At 70.5% G+C, this 19,084-nt stretch carries 16 protein-coding genes; 2 read left to right on the top strand and 14 right to left on the bottom strand.

Annotated elements, in window-relative coordinates:
• Positions 1-46 precede the first annotated feature (46 nt).
• Positions 47-1,369 (bottom strand): peptidase, encoded by a 1,323-nt coding sequence (locus ACN9M0_RS21495; RefSeq protein ID WP_366036520.1) that lies wholly within the window; start codon positions 1,367-1,369, stop codon positions 47-49.
• Between the two features lie 294 nt (positions 1,370-1,663).
• Between ACN9M0_RS21495 and fahA the strand changes: the two genes are divergently transcribed.
• Positions 1,664-2,890, top strand: coding sequence for a fumarylacetoacetase (gene fahA / locus ACN9M0_RS21490; RefSeq protein WP_426404064.1), 1,227 nt, complete (start codon positions 1,664-1,666; stop codon positions 2,888-2,890).
• Between the two features lie 221 nt (positions 2,891-3,111).
• Complete coding sequence (locus tag ACN9M0_RS21485) at positions 3,112-3,624, top strand: hypothetical protein (RefSeq protein ID WP_366036522.1); 513 nt, start codon at positions 3,112-3,114, stop codon at positions 3,622-3,624.
• Positions 3,625-3,727: 103 nt separating this feature from the next.
• On the opposite strand, the gene nuoN is transcribed toward ACN9M0_RS21485, so the two are convergent.
• Genes nuoN through ACN9M0_RS21420 form a run of 13 tightly spaced genes read right to left on the bottom strand, consistent with a single transcriptional unit; the run spans position 3,728 to position 19,082 of the window.
• The gene (nuoN, locus tag ACN9M0_RS21480) at positions 3,728-5,377 is read right to left on the bottom strand and encodes an NADH-quinone oxidoreductase subunit NuoN (protein ID WP_366036523.1); all 1,650 of its coding nucleotides are present in this window, start codon (positions 5,375-5,377) and stop codon (positions 3,728-3,730) included.
• Positions 5,374-6,954, bottom strand: coding sequence for an NADH-quinone oxidoreductase subunit M (locus ACN9M0_RS21475; RefSeq protein WP_366036524.1), 1,581 nt, complete (start codon positions 6,952-6,954; stop codon positions 5,374-5,376). The genes nuoN and ACN9M0_RS21475 overlap by 4 nt, the downstream gene beginning before the upstream one ends.
• 5 nt (positions 6,955-6,959) lie before the next feature.
• Positions 6,960-8,852, bottom strand: a complete 1,893-nt coding sequence (nuoL, locus tag ACN9M0_RS21470) for an NADH-quinone oxidoreductase subunit L (RefSeq protein ID WP_366036525.1) — start codon at positions 8,850-8,852, stop codon at positions 6,960-6,962.
• A 10-nt stretch (positions 8,853-8,862) separates the two neighbouring features.
• Positions 8,863-9,162 carry an NADH-quinone oxidoreductase subunit NuoK gene (nuoK, locus tag ACN9M0_RS21465; RefSeq protein WP_017239464.1) on the bottom strand — a complete coding sequence of 100 codons (300 nt, stop codon included), beginning with the start codon at positions 9,160-9,162 and terminating at the stop codon, positions 8,863-8,865.
• Positions 9,159-9,986 carry an NADH-quinone oxidoreductase subunit J gene (locus ACN9M0_RS21460; RefSeq protein WP_366036526.1) on the bottom strand — a complete coding sequence of 276 codons (828 nt, stop codon included), beginning with the start codon at positions 9,984-9,986 and terminating at the stop codon, positions 9,159-9,161. Before ACN9M0_RS21460 ends, nuoK begins: the two co-directional genes overlap by 4 nt.
• Positions 9,983-10,579 carry an NADH-quinone oxidoreductase subunit NuoI gene (nuoI, locus tag ACN9M0_RS21455; protein WP_366036527.1) on the bottom strand — a complete coding sequence of 199 codons (597 nt, stop codon included), beginning with the start codon at positions 10,577-10,579 and terminating at the stop codon, positions 9,983-9,985. The genes ACN9M0_RS21460 and nuoI overlap by 4 nt, the downstream gene beginning before the upstream one ends.
• Complete coding sequence (gene nuoH, locus ACN9M0_RS21450; RefSeq protein ID WP_366036528.1) at positions 10,554-11,918, bottom strand: NADH-quinone oxidoreductase subunit NuoH; 1,365 nt, start codon at positions 11,916-11,918, stop codon at positions 10,554-10,556. The genes nuoI and nuoH overlap by 26 nt, the downstream gene beginning before the upstream one ends.
• Positions 11,915-14,398: an NADH-quinone oxidoreductase subunit G gene (locus ACN9M0_RS21445; RefSeq protein ID WP_426404063.1), complete on the bottom strand. Its 2,484-nt coding sequence runs from the start codon at positions 14,396-14,398 to the stop codon at positions 11,915-11,917. The genes nuoH and ACN9M0_RS21445 overlap by 4 nt, the downstream gene beginning before the upstream one ends.
• On the bottom strand, positions 14,395-15,744 hold the full coding sequence (gene nuoF / locus ACN9M0_RS21440) for an NADH-quinone oxidoreductase subunit NuoF (protein ID WP_366036530.1): 1,350 nt from the start codon (positions 15,742-15,744) through the stop codon (positions 14,395-14,397). The genes ACN9M0_RS21445 and nuoF overlap by 4 nt, the downstream gene beginning before the upstream one ends.
• Positions 15,744-16,484, bottom strand: coding sequence for an NADH-quinone oxidoreductase subunit NuoE (nuoE, locus tag ACN9M0_RS21435; RefSeq protein ID WP_426404062.1), 741 nt, complete (start codon positions 16,482-16,484; stop codon positions 15,744-15,746). Before nuoE ends, nuoF begins: the two co-directional genes overlap by 1 nt.
• Positions 16,481-17,803, bottom strand: a complete 1,323-nt coding sequence (locus tag ACN9M0_RS21430) for an NADH-quinone oxidoreductase subunit D (RefSeq protein ID WP_366036532.1) — start codon at positions 17,801-17,803, stop codon at positions 16,481-16,483. The genes nuoE and ACN9M0_RS21430 overlap by 4 nt, the downstream gene beginning before the upstream one ends.
• Positions 17,800-18,531: an NADH-quinone oxidoreductase subunit C gene (locus tag ACN9M0_RS21425; RefSeq protein WP_426404061.1), complete on the bottom strand. Its 732-nt coding sequence runs from the start codon at positions 18,529-18,531 to the stop codon at positions 17,800-17,802. The genes ACN9M0_RS21430 and ACN9M0_RS21425 overlap by 4 nt, the downstream gene beginning before the upstream one ends.
• The gene (locus ACN9M0_RS21420; protein ID WP_366036534.1) at positions 18,528-19,082 is read right to left on the bottom strand and encodes a NuoB/complex I 20 kDa subunit family protein; all 555 of its coding nucleotides are present in this window, start codon (positions 19,080-19,082) and stop codon (positions 18,528-18,530) included. The genes ACN9M0_RS21425 and ACN9M0_RS21420 overlap by 4 nt, the downstream gene beginning before the upstream one ends.
• Positions 19,083-19,084 lie beyond the last annotated feature (2 nt).

Genomic DNA, 19,084 nt, shown 5'->3' with positions numbered 1-19,084 from the left:
CTCACGCCGTACGGGGGACGAGGGAGGGGCTGCCGTGCCCCGCGGGTCAGGCCTGCGCGCCGGCCTTGCGGCGGCGGGCGACGACCAGCGCGCCGGCGCCCAGGGCGACGGCCCCGGTGGCGGCGAGGCCGAGCGGCAGGGTGTTGTTCGCACCGGTGGCGGCGAGGGTGCCGTTCACGGGGGTGCTCGACGAGCCGCCCTGCTGGGTGGTGTTCGTGTTGCCGCCGGTGGTGGCGGTGGGCGCCGGGGTGGGCGTCTCCGTCGGATTCGGCTTGTCGCCCTTGTCGGCGGCGAGGATGTCGAAGTTGACGCTCGAGTAGTCCTCACCGAGGCCACAGCTGCCGTCGTTGTTCTCGTACGCGCCGAAGGCGAAGGCCATGCCCTTGCCGGCGGGGGCGTCGGCCTTGACCGTGAGGCGCAGCTTCACGTCGGTGTGGCTGCCCTTGGCGATCGTGCCGACCTCGATGGCGTCGAACTCCTTGGAGACCGGCGTCCACTCCGGGTTGTCGGCGGAGGACCACTCGACGGAGATGTACCGCTTGGCGAAGTCCGTCTCGTCGTCGATGATCTCGCCGGGCTCGGGGAGCTGCGCGGCGTAGGCGTAGGCCTCGACGGCGTCCAGGGTCCGGTCGGAGGTGTTGGAGACGCGCAGCGAGAAGGAGGCGCTCTTGCCGGCGGTGACGGTCTTCGGGCCGCTGAGCGCGACCTTCACGGAGCCGTCCTCCTTGCACTCGCCCTCGAACTCCTCGGCGAACTCCAGGGCTTCCTTGGCGTCGGCGAGGTCCTCCTCGGCGGCCTTCAGCACCTTCTGGGCGAGGCCGAGCACCCGGAACGCCTCGACGCTGGCGTCGGCCAGGGCCTTGGAGGCCTCCTTGGCCTTCGTGTCGGCGGCGGTCTTGGCGGTGGCGGCCTCGTCGGCGGCGGTCTTGGCTGCGGTGACGGCAGCGGCGGCGGCCGCCCTCTCCTCGTCGGTGGCGGTCGGGGGCAGCTCCGTCACGGCCTTCTCGGCCTTGGCGAGTGCCTCGTCGGCGGCGGTCTTGGCGGCGGCGGCCTCGTCGGCGGCCCTCTTCGCGGCGTCGGCGGCGGCCTTCAGCGGGTGGTCGGCCTTTTCAAGGGCGTCGATGTCGGCCTTGGCCTTCGCGACGTCGGCGACGGCCTCGTCGTACGCCTTCTGGGCCACGGCGACGGCGGCCTTGAGCTCCTCGATGGACGGCATGTCCTCGTCGGGGTCGTCCTCGTGCGTCGCGGGCTTCTGCGTCGACGGCGTCGTCGGCTTGCTGTCGGCGAACGCCGGAGCGGCCGAGAGGAACACGACCGGAGTGGTCACGGCGGCGGCCACTGCGGTCGCCAGGATGCGGCGGATCTTCACGTTGTGGACCTTTTCCTGGTCAGAGAGAAAGACAGCGAAGAATGGTGGTGGGCGCGCGCCCGCGGCTACTTCACGCGGCGCGACACCAGCTTGATCGTAGGGCGGGAAGGGCCTTGTAGGGAGGCCTGTTTCCGCAGCTCGCGGGGGTGTTCCAGGCCCGCTCCGGACACAAAGCGCGCGAATACGGGCAGTTGCCCACGGAGGCCGCACTTTCTGTGTGATCCATGTCATCCGCGCCCGGCGGCCCGCCCCGTAACGTGTCCCCCACACACGTGGAAAGCGAGGCACGCACCGATGTCCGAGCACAGCCCGCTCGATCTGGCCGAGGGCGACCCCTTCGGCCCGCACAACCTCCCGTACGGCGTCTTCTCCACCGCCGACGAGCCCGGGCGGCGCCGGCTCGGCGTCCGCATCGGCGGGCACGTCCTGGACGCGGGTGCCGCGGCGCACGCGCTCGGCTCGCCGTACGCGGCGCTGCTCGCGCAGCCCAGCCTCAACCCGCTGCTGGCGGCCGGGCGGACCGCCTGGCGCGACGTCCGCCGGGCGCTGACGGCCTGGGTGACGGTGCCGGCGCACCGGGCGGACATCGAGCCGCTGCTGCACCCGCTGGACGCGGTGACGCTGCACCTGCCGTACGAGGTCGCGGACTACGTCGACTTCTACGCGAGCGAGCACCACGCGACGAACGTGGGCCGCATCTTCCGCCCGGACGGCGACGCGCTCACCCCCAACTGGAAGCACCTGCCGATCGGTTACCACGGTCGCGCGGGCACGGTCGTGGTCTCCGGCACCGATGTCGTACGCCCCTCGGGGCAGCGCAAGGCCCCGTCGGACCCGGCCCCGGTGTTCGGCCCGTCGGTGAAGCTGGACATCGAGGCGGAGGTCGGCTTCCTGGTCGGCACGCCGTCGGAGCTGGGCAGGCCCGTCCCGCTGGCCGACTTCCGGGAGCACGTCTTCGGTCTGACGCTGCTGAACGACTGGTCGGCGCGGGACGTGCAGGCCTGGGAGTACGTGCCGCTCGGCCCGTTCCTCGGCAAGTCGTTCCAGACCTCGGTCTCGGCGTGGGTGACGCCCCTGGAGGCCCTGGACGCGGCCCGGACCGCCCCGCCCGCGCGGGACTTCCCGCTGCTGCCGTACCTGGACGACACGGCGGAGGAGGAGCCGGGCGGCTTCGACCTGCGGATCGCGATGGAGATCAACGGCGAGGTGGTGGCCGAGCCGCCGTTCTCCTCCATGTACTGGACGGCCGCCCAGCAGCTCGCCCACATGACGGTGAACGGCGCCTCGCTCCGTACGGGTGACCTGTACGGCTCCGGCACGGTCTCCGGGCCCGAGGTGAACCAGCGCGGCTCGCTCCTGGAGCTCACCTGGAACGGCCGCGACGCCCTCGAACTGCCGGGCGGCAAGCGGACGTTCCTGGAGGACGGCGACGAGGTCGTCCTCACGGCCTGGGCCCCGGGCCCGGACGGCACCCGGGTGACCCTGGGCGAGGTCCGCGGCCGGATCGTTCCGTCGGCCTGAACCCACGCGCCGGAGGGTGGGGACGTCCACCGCACGTGACGCCGTCCCCACCCGGAAGGTGTTCCCGGCCGCCCCGGTGAGGGCACGGACGCCTCCACATGGGCCAACCCGCGTGCGGCACCCCGCCCGATGGCCCATGCTCCTCACGTGGGGCTCGGGGGAGGAGCCCTCCGGCACCGACGCCCCCGGGCGGGGGCGTGTCCCCTTCCGAGGAGCGGTTCATGTCCGTACGACCCCGCCGTACCCGCCTGCTCATGACCGGTCTCGGCCTCACGACCCTCGCCTCCACCGTCCTCGCGGCGGGCCCGGCCCAGGCCGACGACGACGCCGTCGCCAGGGACCTGGCGACGGCGTACGCGGTGACGGCCGCGTTCGCGTACGAGCCGCTGGCGATCGAGGCCGGTTTCGTGAGGACCGACGACTGCGTGTCCGACCCCGTCCTGGGCGGCATGGGCTACCACTACGCCAACATGGCCAACATCGGCTCCACCGACCCGTCCCGGCCGGCCGTCCTGACCTACGCGACCGGCGCGGACGGCAGGCGCCGTCTGGTCGCGGTCGAGTGGGCGGTCCTGAACACGGGCCAGCCCGCCCCCGTGATGTTCGGCCACAGGTTCGAGGGTCCGAATCCCATCCCCGAGCTGGGCAGCACGTACGACCAGCACGTCTGGCTCTACAAGAAGAACCCGAGGGGTCTCTTCGCCCGCTTCAACCCGGACGTGACGTGCCCGTAGGCACCCTCACACACGCCCTCGCACGCCCCCTCGTGCATGCCCTCGTACACGCCGAAGGGCCCGGCTCGCCCCCGAGCCGGGCCCTTCGCGCGTACGGCCGGCGTTACCGGACGAACACGCTCGCCTGGTTCGCCAGGTCCAGGAAGTACTGCGGCGCGAAGCCGAGCACGAGGGTGACCGCGACGCCCGCCGCGATGGTGACGGTCGTCAGGGCCGAGGGCACGGCGACCGTGGGGCCGTCCGCCTTCGGCTCGCTGAAGAACATGAGCACGATCACCCGGATGTAGAAGAACGCGGCGATCGCCGAGGAGATCACACCGACCACGACGAGCGCTCCCGCGCCGCCGTCCGCCGCCGCCTTGAAGACCGCGAACTTCCCGGAGAAGCCGGAGGTCAGCGGGATGCCGGCGAAGGCGAGCAGGAAGACCGCGAAGACCGCCGCGACGAGCGGCGAACGGCGGCCGAGCCCGGCCCACTTGGACAGGTGGGTGGCCTCGCCGCCCGCGTCCCGGACCAGCGTGACGACGGCGAAGGCGCCGATCGTCACGAAGGAGTAGGCGCCCAGGTAGAACAGGACCGACGAGATCCCGCTCGGCGTGGCCGCGATGACGCCCGCGAGCAGGAAGCCCGCGTGCGCGATCGACGAGTAGGCGAGGAGCCGCTTGATGTCGGTCTGGGTGATGGCGACGATCGCACCGCCCAGCATGGTGACGATGGCGACGCCCCACATGACCGGCCGCCAGTCCCAGGTGAGGCCCGGCAGCACCACGTACAGCAGGCGGAGCAGCGCGCCGAACGCGGCGACCTTGGTCGCGGCGGCCATGAAGCCGGTGACCGGGGTCGGGGCGCCCTGGTAGACGTCCGGGGTCCACATGTGGAACGGCACGGCGCCGATCTTGAAGAGGAGCCCCATGAGGACCATGGCGAAGCCGATGAGCAGCAGCGCGTCGTTGCCCATGGTGTCGGCGAGCGCCGGGTCGACGGCGCCGATCGAGCCGTCGACGACGCGGGCGATGGTGGCGTACGAGACGGAGCCCGCGTAGCCGTAGAGCAGGGCGATCCCGAAGAGCAGGAAGGCCGAGGAGAAGGCGCCGAGCAGGAAGTACTTGACGGCCGCCTCCTGCGACATCAGCCGCTTGCGGCGGGCGACGGCGCAGAGCAGGTACAGCGGGAGGGAGAAGACCTCCAGGGCGACGAAGAGCGTCAGGAGGTCGTTGGCGGCCGGGAAGACCAGCATGCCGGCGATCGCGAAGAGCGCGAGCGGGAAGACCTCGGTGGTGGTGAACCCCGCCTTGACGGCGGCCCTCTCCTGCTCGCTGCCGGGGACGGCGGCGGCCTCGGCGGCGAAGGAGTCGACCTTGTGGCCGTGGTCGGCCGGGTCGAGCCTGCGCTCGGCGAAGGTGAAGATCGCCACGATGGAGGCGAGGAGAATGGTGCCCTGGAGGAAGAGGGCGGGTCCGTCGACGGCGATGGCGCCCATGGCCGCGATGTGGGCCTTGGTGGAGCCGTAACCGCCCGCCGCCAGGCCGACGATGGCGGCGAAGGCGGCGACGAGCGCCACGACGCTGAGGAACACCTGGCTGAGGTAGCGGGCCTTGCGGGGCACGAAGGCCTCGACGAGGACGCTGAGGAGCGCGGCGCCGAGCACGATGAGCACGGGCGAGAGCTGCGTGTACTCGATGTGGGGCGCCGGGATCTTGTCCAGCGGCCCGGCAGCTGTCGTCCACAAGCTGTGGACAGCCATGGAACTCACTTGGCCGCCTCCACGGTCTGAATCTGGGGCTGGGGGTCCTTCTGCTGGACGTCGGACATGGTGTGCCGCACGGCCGGGTTGACGACGTCGGTCAGCGGCTTCGGGAAGACCCCGAGGAAGATCAGGACGGCGATCAGCGGGACGACCACGGCCAGTTCGCGCGCCTTCAGGTCGGGCAGCGCCCGTACCTCCTCCTTCACCGGCCCGGTCATCGTCCGCTGGTACAGGACGAGGGTGTAGAGCGCGGCGAGGACGATGCCGGTGGTGGCGATGACGCCGGCCACCGGGTACCGGGCGTACGTCCCGACGAGGACCAGGAACTCGCTGACGAACGGCGCGAGTCCGGGCAGCGACAGGGTCGCGAGGCCGCCGATCAGGAAGGTGCCGGCGAGCACCGGGGCGACCTTCTGCACACCGCCGTAGTCCGCGATGAGCCGCGAGCCGCGCCGGGAGATCAGGAAGCCGGCGACGAGCATGAGCGCGGCCGTCGAGATGCCGTGGTTGACCATGTAGAGCGTGGCGCCGGACTGGCCCTGGCTGGTCATCGCGAAGATGCCCAGGATGATGAAGCCGAAGTGCGAGATCGACGCGTAGGCGACCAGACGCTTGATGTCCCGCTGGCCGACGGCGACCAGCGCGCCGTAGACGATGCTGATGAGGGCGAGGACGACGATCGCGGGGGTGGCCCACTTGCTCGCCTCGGGGAAGAGTCCGAGGCAGAAGCGGAGCATCGCGAAGGTGCCGACCTTGTCGACGACGGCGGTGATGAGGACGGCGACCGGGGCGGTGGCCTCCCCCATCGCGTTCGGCAGCCAGGTGTGCAGCGGCCAGAGCGGCGCCTTCACGGCGAAGGCGAAGAAGAAGCCGAGGAAGAGCAGCCGCTCGGTGTTGGTCGCCATGTCGAGCGAGCCGTTGGCCCGGGCCTCGGCGATCTCGGTGAGCGAGAAGTTCCCCGCGACCACGTAGAGCCCGATGACGGCGGCCAGCATGATCAGGCCGCCGACGAGGTTGTAGAGGAGGAACTTGACGGCCGCGTACGAGCGCTGGGCCGCCGCGTTCTCGTCGGAGCCGGAGTGGGCGCGGTCGCCGAAGCCGCCGATGAGGAAGTACATCGGGATGAGCATGGCTTCGAAGAGGATGTAGAAGAGGAAGACGTCGGTGGCCTCGAAGGAGAGGATCACCATCGCCTCGACCATGAGGATCAGGGCGAAGAAGCCCTGGGTGGGCCGCCACCGCTTGGAGGAGGTCTCCAGCGGGTCGGCGTCGTGCCAGCCGGCGAGCACGATGAAGGGGATCAGCAGGGCGGTGAGCGCGATGAGCGCGACCCCGATGCCGTCGACGCCGAGTTCGTAGCGGACGCCGAAGTCCTTGATCCAGGAGTGCGACTCGGTCAGCTGGTACCGGTCGCCGCCGGGCTCGAACTGTGCCCAGACGACGGCGGCGAGCACGAGCGTGGCGAGCGAGACGAGCAGCGCCAGCCATTTGGCGGCGGTGCGGCGCGCGGCGGGGACGGCGGCGGTGAGGATCGCACCGACCGCCGGAACCGCTGCCGTCACCGTAAGGAGCGGGAAAGACATGGTGGTTACACCGCCCTCATCAGCAGGGTCGCGGCGATCAGCACCGCAGTACCTCCGAACATGGAGACCGCGTACGAGCGGGCGTAGCCGTTCTGGAGCTTGCGCAGCCGGCCGGAGAGCCCGCCGACCGCGGCCGCGGTGCCGTTGACGACGCCGTCGACCAGGCTGTGGTCGACGTAGACCAGCGAGCGGGTCAGGTGCGTGCCGCCGGTGACGAAGACGGCGTGGTTGAAGTCGTCCTGGAGCAGGTCGCGGCGGGCGGCCCGGGTGAGCAGCGAGCCGCGCGGGGCGACCACCGGGACGGGCCTGCGGCCGTACTGGAGGTACGCGAGTCCGACGCCGATCACCATGACGGCGACGGTGGCGGCGGTGACGGCTCCGGCGCTGATCGGCGAGTGGCCGTGCGCGAAGCCGGTGACCGGCTCCAGCCACTCGACGAAGCCGGCGAACTCGAAGTAGGCGCCCGCGGCGACGGAGCCGACGGCGAGCAGGACCATCGGGATGACCATGGACCTGGGCGACTCGTGCGGGTGCGGAGGCTGACCGTTCTCGTCCTCCTGCCAGCGCTTCTCGCCGAAGAAGGTCATCAGCATCACGCGGGTCATGTAGTACGCGGTGATGGCCGCGCCCAGCAGGGTGACCGCGCCGAGGATCCAGCCCTCGGTGCCGCCCTTCGCGAAGGCCGCCTCGATGATCTTGTCCTTGGAGAAGAAGCCGGACAGGCCCGGGAAGCCGATGATCGCGAGGTAGCCGAGGCCGAAGGTGACGAAGGTGACCGGCATGTACTTCCGCAGTCCGCCGTACTTCCGCATGTCGACCTCGTCGTTCATGCCGTGCATGACCGAACCGGCGCCGAGGAACAGCCCGGCCTTGAAGAAGCCGTGCGTCACCAGGTGCATGATCGCGAAGACGTAGCCGATGGGGCCGAGGCCGGCCGCCAGGATCATGTAGCCGATCTGCGACATCGTCGAACCGGCGAGCGCCTTCTTGATGTCGTCCTTGGCACAACCGACGATCGCACCGAAGAGGAGCGTGACCGCGCCGACCACGGTGACGACGAGCTGCGCGTCCGGCGCCGCGTTGAAGATGTCGGCGGAGCGGACGATCAGATAGACACCGGCGGTCACCATCGTGGCCGCGTGGATGAGGGCCGAGACCGGGGTCGGGCCCTCCATCGCGTCCCCGAGCCAGGACTGCAGCGGCACCTGGGCCGACTTGCCGCAGGCCGCGAGGAGCAGCATCAGGCCGATCGCGGTCAGCTTGCCCTCGGAGGCCTGGCCGGTCGCCGCGAGCACCGGCCCGAAGGCGAAGGTCCCGAAGGTGGTGAACATGATCATGATGGCGATCGAGAGGCCCATGTCGCCGACCCGGTTGACCAGGAAGGCCTTCTTCGCGGCGGTGGCCGCGGTGGGCTTGTGCTGCCAGAACCCGATGAGGAGGTACGAGGCGAGGCCGACGCCCTCCCAGCCGAAGTAGAGCAGCAGGTAGTTGTCGGCGAGGACGAGCAGGAGCATCGCCGCGACGAACAGGTTGAGGTAGCCGAAGAACCGGCGGCGGCGCTCGTCGTGCTCCATGTAGCCGATGGAGTAGACGTGGATGAGCGTGCCGACCCCGGTGATCAGCAGGACGAAGGTCATCGACAGCTGGTCGAGCTGGAAGGCCATGTCCGCCTGGAAGCCCTCGACGGGGATCCAGGTGTAGAGCCGCTGGTGCAGGGCCCGGTCATCGGCGCTCTTGCCGAGCATGTCGACGAAGAGCGCCAGGCCGATCAGGAAGGAGACGGCCGCGAGGAGCGTGCCGATCCAGTGCCCGGACCTGTCCAGCCGACGGCCGCCCAGGAGCAGGACGGCGGCGCCGAGCAGGGGCACCCCGATGAGCAGCGCAATGAGATTTTCCACGGTCAGCCCCTCACAGCTTCATCAGGCTGGCGTCGTCGACCGAGGCCGAGTGGCGGGCACGGAAGACGGACACGATGATCGCGAGCCCGACGACGACCTCCGCGGCGGCGACGACCATCGTGAAGAAGGCGATGATCTGGCCGTCGAGGTTTCCGTGCATGCGGGAGAAGGTGACGAACGCGAGGTTGCAGGCGTTGAGCATGAGCTCGACGCACATGAAGACGACGATCGCGTTGCGCCGGATCAGCACCCCGGCCGCACCGATGGTGAACAGCAGGGCGGCGAGGTACAGGTAGTTGACGGGGTTCACCGGGTGGCCTCCTCTTCGTCCCGGTCCCGGCCGAGCCGCTCCTCGGAGCGCTGCTCCAGGGCCTTGAGGTCGGCCATCGCCTCGGTGGACACGTCCCGGATCTGGCCCCGCTTGCGCAGGGTCTGCATGACGGTGAGCTCCGCCGGGGTGCCGTCGGGCAGCAGACCGGCGACGTCCACGGCGTTGTGCCGGGCGTAGACGCCGGGCGCGGGCAGCGGCGGGACGTGCGTGCCTTCGCGCACGCGCTGCTCGGAGAGCTCGCGCTGGGTGCGGGCCCGCTCGGTGCGCTCCCGGTGGGTGAGCACCATCGCGCCGACGGCCGCCGTGATGAGCAGCGCGCCGGTGATCTCGAAGGCGAAGACGTACTTGGTGAAGATGAGGGCGGCGAGGCCCTCGACGTTCCCGCCGTGCGCGGTGTTGGCCGTGCCGAGCCCGGCGAACTCCGTCAGCGAGGCCTGGCCGATGCCGGCGATCAGCAGGACGCCGAAGCCGAGACCGCAGGCCGCGGCCCACCAGCGCTGCCCCTTGATGGTCTCCTTCAGCGAGTCCGCGGCCGTGACACCGACCAGCATGACGATGAAGAGGAAGAGCATCATGATCGCGCCGGTGTAGACGACGATCTGGACGATGCCGAGGAAGTACGCGCCGTTGGCGAGGTAGAAGACCGCGAGGACGATCATCGTGCCGGCCAGCGACAGGGCGCTGTGCATGGCCTTCTTCATCAGGATCGTGGCGAGGGCGCCGGCGACGGCGACGGTGCCGAGGACCCAGAACTGGAAGGCCTCACCGCTCGACGTCGTGTACGCCGCGAGGTTCGCGCTCATGCGTCCGCCCCCTCCGGCTCGCCCTTCTCCCCCTTGGACACGGCGACCTGACGGACGGTCCCGGGGGCGGCCTCGGTGACCAGGCCCAGGTAGTAGTCCTGCTCGGTCATGCCGGGGAAGATCGCGTGCGGCGAGTCGACCATGTTCTCCTCCAGGCCCGCGAGGAGCTGCTCCTTGGTGTAGATCAGGTTCTCGCGGGAGGAGTCGGCCAGTTCGAACTCGTTGGTCATCGTCAGCGCGCGCGTGGGGCACGCCTCGATGCACAGTCCGCAGAGGATGCAGCGGGCGTAGTTGATCTGGTAGACGCGGCCGTACCGCTCGCCCGGCGAGTAGCGCTCCTCGTCGGTGTTGTCCGCGCCCTCGACGTAGATGGCGTCGGCGGGACAGGCCCAGGCGCACAGCTCGCAGCCGATGCACTTCTCCAGACCGTCCGGGTGACGGTTGAGCTGGTGCCGGCCGTGGAAGCGGGGCGCCGTCGTCTTCTCCTGCTCCGGGTACTGCTCGGTCAGCCGCTTCTTGAACATGGCCTTGAAGGTCACGCCGAAGCCGGCCACCGGATTCTGGAAATCAGACACCGTCCGTCTCCTTTCCATCACTCGCAGTAGCAGTATCGGGGGCGCCACTGACAACGAGGTCCCGGTCGTGCCGGGGCCTGCGCCGCGGCACGGCCGGCAGGGACTGTCCGGGCTTGGGCGGTACGGGGAAGCCGCCGGCCATCGGGTCGAAGGGGCGCTCCCCGGCGGCCCCGGCCCCGGCCTCCTTCGCCTTCTTGTCGCGGAACACGTCGACGAGGAAGGAGAGGAGCAGCAGGGCGAGGACGGCGCCGGCCACGTACAGCACGATGTTGGAGAAGGCGATGTTCTCGTTCCGCAGCGCGCGGACGGTGGCGACCAGCATCAGCCAGACCACGGAGACCGGGATGAGGACCTTCCAGCCGAGCTTCATCAGCTGGTCGTAGCGGACGCGGGGCAGGGTGCCGCGGAGCCAGATGAAGAAGAACAGCAGCAGCTGCACCTTGATGACGAACCAGAGCATCGGCCACCAGCCGTGGTTCGCGCCCTCCCAGAAGGTGGAGACCGGGTACGGGGCCCGCCAGCCGCCCAGGAAGAGGGTCACCGACACGGCCGAGACGGTCACCATGTTCACGTACTCGGCGAGCATGAACATCGCGAACTTGATGGAGGAGTACTCGGTGTTGAAGCCGCCGACGAGGTCGCCCTCGGACTCCGGCATGTCGAAGGGGGCGCGGTTGGTCTCGCCGACCATCGTGATGATGTAGATGATGAACGAGACCGGCAGCAGGATCACGAACCAGCGGTCCGCCTGCGCCTCGACGATCTTCGAGGTCGACATCGACCCGGAGTAGAGGAAGACCGAGGCGAAGGCCGCGCCCATGGCGATCTCGTACGAGATCATCTGCGCGCAGGACCGCAGGCCGCCGAGGAGCGGGTACGTGGAGCCGGAGGACCAGCCGGCGAGGACGATGCCGTAGATGCCGACGGAGGCGACCGCGAGGACGTACAGCATCGCGATCGGCAGGTCGGTGAGCTGCATCGCGGTCCGGTGGCCGAAGATCGAGACCTCGTTGCCGGCCGGGCCGAAGGGGATCACGGCGATCGCCATGAAGGCGGGGATCGCGGCGATGATCGGGGCGAGGACGTAGACGACCTTGTCGGCCTTCTTGACGATCACGTCCTCCTTGAGCATCAGCTTGATGCCGTCCGCGAGGGACTGGAGGAGGCCCCACGGGCCGTGCCGGTTGGGGCCGATGCGCAGCTGCATCCAGGCGACGACCTTGCGCTCCCACACGATGGAGAAGAGCACGGTGATCATCAGGAAGGCGAAGCAGAAGACGGCCTTGATCAGCACGAGCCACCAGGGGTCCGTGCCGAACATGGACAGGTCCTCGGCCGCCAGGACGTTCGGGGTCATGCCTGCACCTCCTGCGGGGTCGCCGGGCCGATGCGGACCAGGTCGCCGGGGTGGGCGCCGGTGTCGGAGAGGACGCCTCGGCCCACCGAGTTCAGCGGGAGCCAGACGACGCGGTCGGGCATCTCGGTGACCTGGAGCGGGAAGGTGACGGAGCCCGCGGGACCGGTCACCTCCAGGACGTCGCCGTCCTTGACGCCGGTGTCGGCGGCGGTGGTGGCGGAGAGCCGGGCGACCGCCGCGTGCCGGGTGCCGGCCAGGGCCGTGTCGCCCTCCTGGAGCCTGCCCAGGTCGAGGAGGAGCCGGTGTCCGGCGAGGACGGCCTCGCCGTCGCCGGGCCGGGGCGCCGCCTGGCCGGGCGAGCTGGGCTCGGAGGCCCGCTCCTCGGTCCAGCCGCCGAGCCGGTCCAGTTCCCGCCGTGCGGACCGCAGGTCGGGCAGGCCCAGGTGGGCGTCGAGGGCGTCGGCCAGCATGTGGAGCACGCGGGCGTCGCTCGGCGCGAGGGGCCGGGTCATCTGCTCGGGCTTGACCGCGGCCTCGAAGAGCCGGGCCCTGCCCTCCCAGTTGAGGAAGGTGCCGGGCTTCTCGGCGACGGCGGCGACGGGCAGGACCACGTCGGCGCGCGAGGTGACCTCGCTGGGCCGCAGCTCCAGGGAGACCACGAAGGCCGCGTCGAGGGCTTCACGCGCGCGTGCCGGGTCCGGCAGGTCCGCGACCTCGACGCCGGCGACGAGCAGGGCGCCGAGTTCGCCGGTGGCGGCGGCCTCCACGATCTGGCCGGTGTCGCGGCCGTAGCGGTGCGGGAGTTCGCGGATGCCCCAGGCGGCGGCGACCTCCTCCCGAGCGCGCGGGTCGGTCGCGGGCCGGCCGCCGGGCAGCAGCGCCGGGAGCGCCCCCGCCTCGACGGCGCCGCGCTCGCCGGCGCGGCGCGGGATCCACACGAGGCGGGCGCCGGTGGCGGCGGAGGCGCGCAGGGCGGCGGTGAACGCGCCGGGCACGCCCGCGAGGCGCTCGCCGACGGCGAGGACGGCGCCCTCCTGGCGGAGGGCCTCGGCCGCGGCGGCGCCGTCCTCGGAGAGCCCGACCCGGGAGGTGAGGGCGTCGAGCCACTCGGTCTCGGTGCCGGGGGCGGCGGGCAGCAGGGTGCCGCCCGTCTTCTCCAGGCCCCGGGTCGCGAACGGGGCGACCGCGTACGTCTTCTGGCCGTGCTTGCGCCAGGCCTTGCGGAGCCGCAGGAAGACGCCGGGGGCCTCCTCCTCGGACTCCAGGCCGACGAGGAGTACGGCCGGGGCGGCTTCGAGCGAGGTGTACGTGACGCCCGTGCCGTCCAGGTCCTTGCCCCGCCCGGCGACCGCGGAGGCCAGGAAGTCGGCCTCCTCGCCGGAGTGGATCCGGGCCCGGAAGTCGATGTCGTTGGTGTCGAGGGCGACCCGGGCGAACTTGGCGTACGCGTAGGAGTCCTCGACGGTCAGCCTGCCGCCGGTGAGGACGCCGGTCCGGCCGCGGAGGAGTCCGCGGGCGGCGGCCTCCAGGGCCTCGGGCCAGGAGGCCGGCTCCAGCTCACCGGTGTCGGTGTTCCGGACGAGCGGGGTGGTGAGCCGGTCGCGCTGCTGGGCGTACCGGAAGGCGAAGCGGCCCTTGTCGCAGATCCACTCCTCGTTGACCTCCGGGTCGTCGGCGGCGAGCCGCCGCATGACCTTGCCGCGCCGGTGGTCGGTGCGGGTGGCGCAGCCGCCGGCGCAGTGCTCGCAGACGGACGGCGAGGAGACCAGGTCGAAGGGGCGGGAGCGGAAGCGGTAGGCCGCCGAGGTGAGGGCGCCGACCGGGCAGATCTGGATGGTGTTGCCGGAGAAGTACGACTCGAAGGGGTCGCCCTCGCCGGTGCCGACCTGCTGGAGCGCGCCGCGCTCGATGAGCTCGATCATCGGGTCGCCCGCGACCTGGTTGGAGAAGCGGGTGCATCGGGCGCACAGGACGCACCGCTCGCGGTCGAGCAGCACCTGGGTGGAGATCGCGACCGGCTTCTCGTACGTCCGCTTGACGCCTTCGAAGCGGGACTCGGCCTGTCCGTGGGACATGGCCTGGTTCTGCAGGGGGCACTCGCCGCCCTTGTCGCAGACGGGGCAGTCCAGCGGGTGGTTGACGAGCAGCAGCTCCATCACCCCGTGCTGGGCCTTCTCGGCGACGGGGCTGGTCAGCTGCGACTTCACCACCATGCCGTCGGTGCAGGTGATGGTGCAGGAGGCCATGGGCTTGCGCTGGCCCTCGACCTCGACGATGCACTGGCGGCAGGCGCCGGCGGGGTCGAGGAGCGGGTGGTCGCAGAAGCGCGGGATCTCGATGCCGAGCTGTTCGGCGGCGCGGATGACCAGCGTCCCCTTGGGGACGGAGATCTCGGCGCCGTCGATGGTCAGCGTGACGAGGTCTTCCGGGGGTACGGCCGGGCTGCCGCCGCCGCTGGGCGTGGAGGCGATGACGGTCATGCGGTCACCTCCTTGTGGTTGTCCGCCCAGGCGGTCGACTTGGCCGGGTCGAAGGGGCAGCCCTTGCCCGTGATGTGCTGCTCGTACTCGTCGCGGAAGTACTTCAGCGAGGAGAAGATCGGCGAGGCGGCGCCGTCGCCGAGGGCGCAGAACGACTTGCCGTTGATGTTGTCGGCGATGTCGTTGAGCTTGTCGAGGTCGGACAGCTTGCCCTTGCCGGCCTCGATGTCGCGGAGCAACTGGACGAGCCAGTAGGTGCCCTCGCGGCAGGGGGTGCACTTGCCGCAGGACTCGTGCGCGTAGAACTCGGTCCAGCGGGTGACGGCCCGGACGACGCAGGTGGTCTCGTCGAAGCACTGGAGCGCCTTGGTGCCGAGCATCGATCCGGCGGCGCCGACGCCCTCGTAGTCGAGGGGCACGTCGAGGTGCTCGTCGGTGAACATCGGGGTGGAGGAGCCGCCCGGGGTCCAGAACTTGAGCCGGTGGCCGCGCCGCATGCCGCCGCTCATGTCGAGGAGCTGGCGCAGGGTGATGCCGAGCGGGGCCTCGTACTGGCCGGGCGAGGTGACGTGCCCGCTGAGCGAGTAGAGCGTGAAGCCCGGGGACTTCTCGCTGCCCATCGACGTGAACCATTCCTTGCCGCGGTTGAGGATCGCGGGAACCGAGGCGATGGACTCGACGTTGTTCACCACAGTGGGGCAGGCGTAGAGACCGGCGACCGCGGGGAAGGGGGGCCTCAGCCGGGGCTGGCCGCGGCGCCCTTCGAGCGAGTCGAGCAGCGCGGTCTCCTCGCCGCAGATGTACGCGCCGGCGCCGGCGTGCACGGTGAGTTCGAGGTTCAGACCGCTGCCGAGGATGTTCCGGCCGAGGTAGCCGGCCGCGTAGGCCTCGCGGACGGCCTCGTGGAGGCGGCGCAGGACGGGGACGACCTCGCCGCGCAGGTAGATGAACGCGTGCTCGGAGCGGATCGCGTAGCAGGCGATGATCATTCCCTCGATGAGGGAGTGCGGGTTGGCGAAGAGGAGGGGGATGTCCTTGCAGGTGCCGGGCTCGGACTCGTCGGCGTTGACGACGAGGTAGTGCGGCTTGCCGTCGCCCTGCGGGATGAACTGCCACTTCATGCCGGTGGGGAAGCCGGCGCCGCCGCGTCCGCGGAGGCCGGATTCCTTGACGTACGCGATGAGGTCGTCGGGGCTCATCGCGAGGGCCTTCTTGAGGCCCCGGTAGCCCTCGTGGCGCTCGTAGGTCTCCAGGGTCCAGGAGTCGGGCTGGTCCCAGAAGGCCGACAGGACGGGTGCGAGCAGCTTCTCGGGGCTGCTGTTGTTGATCTCGGCTGCCAAGGTCATCACTCCCCCTCCTGACTGGCTGCCTCACCGCGCGGGTGGACGATTCGGTGGTGCGGGGTCTCGCCCTTGGCCAGGCGCAGGCCGACGAGGGAGGCGGGTCCGGCTCCGCCGGTGGCCTCGACGGCGCCGGGGCGCTCGTCGGGGAAGCCGGCGAGGATGCGGGCGGTCTCCCTGAAGGTGCAGAGCGGGGCGCCGCGGGTGGGTTCGACGGCGCGTCCGGCCCGCAGGTCGTCGACCATCTTCTTGGCGGACTCGGGCGTCTGGTTGTCGAAGAACTCCCAGTTGACCATCACGACGGGCGCGAAGTCGCAGGCCGCGTTGCACTCGATGTGTTCGAGGGTGATCTTGCCGTCATCCGTGGTCTCGTCGTTGCCGACGCCGAGGTGCTGCTTGAGCTCCTCGAAGATGGCGTCGCCGCCCATGACGGCGCAGAGCGTGTTCGTACAGACGCCGACCTGGTAGTCGCCGGAGGGCTTGCGCCGGTACATCGTGTAGAAGGTGGCGACGGCGGTGACCTCGGCGGTGGTCAGGCCGAGGAGCTCGGCGCAGAACCGCATGCCGGTACGGGTCACGTGGCCCTCCTCCGACTGCACGAGGTGCAGCATCGGCAGGAGCGCGGAGCGGGAGTCCGGGTAGCGGTCGATGATCGCCTTCGCGTCCTCCTCCAGGCGGGCGCGGACGTCCGCCGGGTATGCGGGGGCGGGCAGCTGGGGCATCCCCAGGCTGACGTTCTCCGTCATCGGTCGACGCCTCCCATCACGGGGTCGATGGAGGCGACGGCGACGATGACGTCGGCGACCTGGCCGCCCTCACACATCGCGGCCATGGCCTGGAGGTTGGTGAAGGACGGGTCGCGGAAGTGGACCCGGAACGGGCGGGTGCCGCCGTCGGAGACGACGTGCACGCCAAGCTCGCCCTTGGGCGACTCGACGGCCGCGTAGGCCTGTCCGGCGGGGACCCGGAAGCCCTCGGTGACCAGCTTGAAGTGGTGGATCAGGGCCTCCATGGAGGTGCCCATGATCTTCGCGATGTGGTCGGTGGAGTTGCCGAGGCCGTCGGTGCCGAGGGCGAGCTGCGCGGGCCAGGCGATCTTCTTGTCGCCGACCATGACCTCGCCGGGCTCCAGGCGGTCGAGGCACTGCTCGACGATCCGGAGGGACTGGCGCATCTCCTCCAGGCGGACGAGGAAGCGTCCGTAGGAGTCGCAGGTGTCGGCGGTGGGGACGTCGAAGTCGTAGTTCTCGTAGCCGCAGTACGGGTCGGTCTTCCGCAGGTCGTGCGGGAGGCCCGCCGACCGGAGGATCGGTCCGGTGGCGCCGAGGGCCATGCAGCCGGTGAGGTCGAGGTAGCCGACGTCCTGCATGCGGGCCTTGAAGATGGGGTTGCCGGTGGCGAGCTTGTCGTACTCCGGCAGGTTCTTCTTCATGGTCTTCACGAACTCGCGGACGGCGTCGACGGCGCCGGGCGGGAGGTCCTGGGCGAGGCCGCCGGGGCGGATGAACGCGTGGTTCATGCGCAGGCCGGTGATCAGCTCGTACAGGTCCAGGATCATCTCGCGGTCCCGGAAGCCGTAGATCATGATCGTGGTGGCGCCGAGCTCCATGCCGCCGGTGGCGATGGCCACCAGGTGCGAGGAGAGCCGGTTGAGCTCCATCAGCATCACGCGGATGACACTGGCCCGGTCCGGGATCTGGTCCGTGATGCCGAGCAGCTTCTCCACGCCGAGGCAGTACGCCGTCTCGTTGTAGAACGAGGTCAGGTAGTCCATGCGCGTGACGAAGGTGGTGCCCTGCGTCCAGGTCCGGTACTCGAGGTTCTTCTCGATGCCGGTGTGGAGGTAGCCGATGCCGCAGCGGGCCTCGGTGACGGTCTCGCCGTCGATCTCCAGGATCAGGCGGAGCACGCCATGGGTGGACGGGTGCTGGGGGCCCATATTGACGATGATGCGCTCGTCGTCGGCCTTCGCGGCGGACTGGACGACCTCTTCCCAGTCACCGCCGGTCACCGTGTAGACGGCGCCTTCTGTCGTCTCGCGCGGAGACGCGTGGGAATTGCTCACGAGTACGACCTCCGCTGGTCCGGAGCCGGGATCTGGGCGCCCTTGTACTCGACGGCGATGCCGCCGAGCGGGTAGTCCTTGCGCTGCGGGTGGCCCTGCCAGTCGTCCGGCATCATGATCCGGGTGAGGGCGGGGTGGCCGTCGAAGACGATGCCGAAGAAGTCGTACGTCTCGCGCTCGTGCCAGTCGTTCGTCGGGTAGACGGCGACGAGCGACGGGATGTGCGGCTCGGCGTCCGGGGCCGAGACCTCGATGCGGACGAGCCGGCCGTGGGTGAGCGAGCGCAGGTGGTAGACGGCGTGCAGCTCGCGGCCCTTGTCGCCCGGGTAGTGGACGCCGGAGACGCCGGTACAGAGCTCGAAGCGGAGCGCCGGGTCGTCGCGCAGGGTGCGGGCCACGCGGACGAGGTGCTCGCGCTCGATGTGGAAGGTGAGCTCGCCGCGGTCGACGACCGTCTTCTCGATGGCGTTCTCCGGGAGGAGGCCCTGCTCCTCCAGGGCGCCCTCCAGCTCGTCGGCGACGTCGTCGAACCAGCCGCCGTACGGGCGGGTGGCCGGGCCGGGGAGGCGGACGGAGCGGACGAGGCCGCCGTAGCCGGAGGTGTCGCCGCCGTTGTTGGCGCCGAACATGCCGCGCTGGACGCGGACCTCCTCGCCGTGGTCCCCGCGCTGGCCGGGCAGGTTCTGCCCGCTCAGCTCCTTCTCGGGGTTGGGTGTCTCGTCGCTCACCGGAGAAGACCCTTCAGTTCGATCGTCGGCAGCGCCTTGAGCGCCGCTTCCTCCGCCTCCCGGGCCGCCTCCTCGGCGTTCACGCCGAGCTTGGAGGTCTGGATCTTCTGGTGGAGCTTGATGATCGCGTCCAGGAGCATCTCCGGGCGCGGCGGGCAGCCGGGCAGGTAGATGTCGACCGGCACGATGTGGTCGACGCCCTGGACGACCGCGTAGTTGTTGAACATGCCGCCCGAGGAGGCGCAGACGCCCATGGAGATCACCCACTTGGGGTTGGGCATCTGGTCGTAGACCTGCCTCAGGACGGGCGCCATCTTCTGGCTGACCCGGCCGGCCACGATCATCAGGTCGGCCTGCCGCGGTGAGCCGCGGAAGACCTCCATGCCGAAGCGGGCCAGGTCGTACCGGCCGGCTCCGGTGGTCATCATCTCGATGGCGCAGCAGGCGAGGCCGAAGGTCGCGGGGAACACGGACGCCTTGCGCACCCAGCCCGCGGCCTGTTCGACAGTCGTCAGCAGAAAGCCGCTCGGGAGTTTCTCTTCGAGTCCCATAG

The sequence above is a fragment of the Streptomyces sp. R-07 genome, assembly GCF_049913175.1.
Classification (GTDB): Bacteria; Actinomycetota; Actinomycetes; order Streptomycetales; family Streptomycetaceae; genus Streptomyces.
This window is presented reverse-complemented; position numbering and strand designations above follow the sequence as displayed.

Bases quoted from the DNA above. Each gene is read 5' to 3' on its own strand.
- ACN9M0_RS21420 (WP_366036534.1), bottom strand. From the start codon at position 19,082: ATGGGACTCGAAGAGAAACTCCCGAGCGGCTTTCTGCTGACGACTGTC.
- nuoF (WP_366036530.1), bottom strand. From the start codon at position 15,744: ATGACCTTGGCAGCCGAGATCAACAACAGCAGCCCCGAGAAGCTGCTC.
- ACN9M0_RS21485 (WP_366036522.1), top strand. From the start codon at position 3,112: ATGTCCGTACGACCCCGCCGTACCCGCCTGCTCATGACCGGTCTCGGC.
- ACN9M0_RS21445 (WP_426404063.1), bottom strand. From the start codon at position 14,398: ATGACCGTCATCGCCTCCACGCCCAGCGGCGGCGGCAGCCCGGCCGTA.
- fahA (WP_426404064.1), top strand. From the start codon at position 1,664: ATGTCCGAGCACAGCCCGCTCGATCTGGCCGAGGGCGACCCCTTCGGC.
- nuoI (WP_366036527.1), bottom strand. From the start codon at position 10,579: ATGGAAAGGAGACGGACGGTGTCTGATTTCCAGAATCCGGTGGCCGGC.
- ACN9M0_RS21475 (WP_366036524.1), bottom strand. From the start codon at position 6,954: ATGTCTTTCCCGCTCCTTACGGTGACGGCAGCGGTTCCGGCGGTCGGT.
- nuoE (WP_426404062.1), bottom strand. From the start codon at position 16,484: ATGACGGAGAACGTCAGCCTGGGGATGCCCCAGCTGCCCGCCCCCGCA.
- ACN9M0_RS21460 (WP_366036526.1), bottom strand. From the start codon at position 9,986: ATGAGCGCGAACCTCGCGGCGTACACGACGTCGAGCGGTGAGGCCTTC.
- nuoH (WP_366036528.1), bottom strand. From the start codon at position 11,918: ATGACCCCGAACGTCCTGGCGGCCGAGGACCTGTCCATGTTCGGCACG.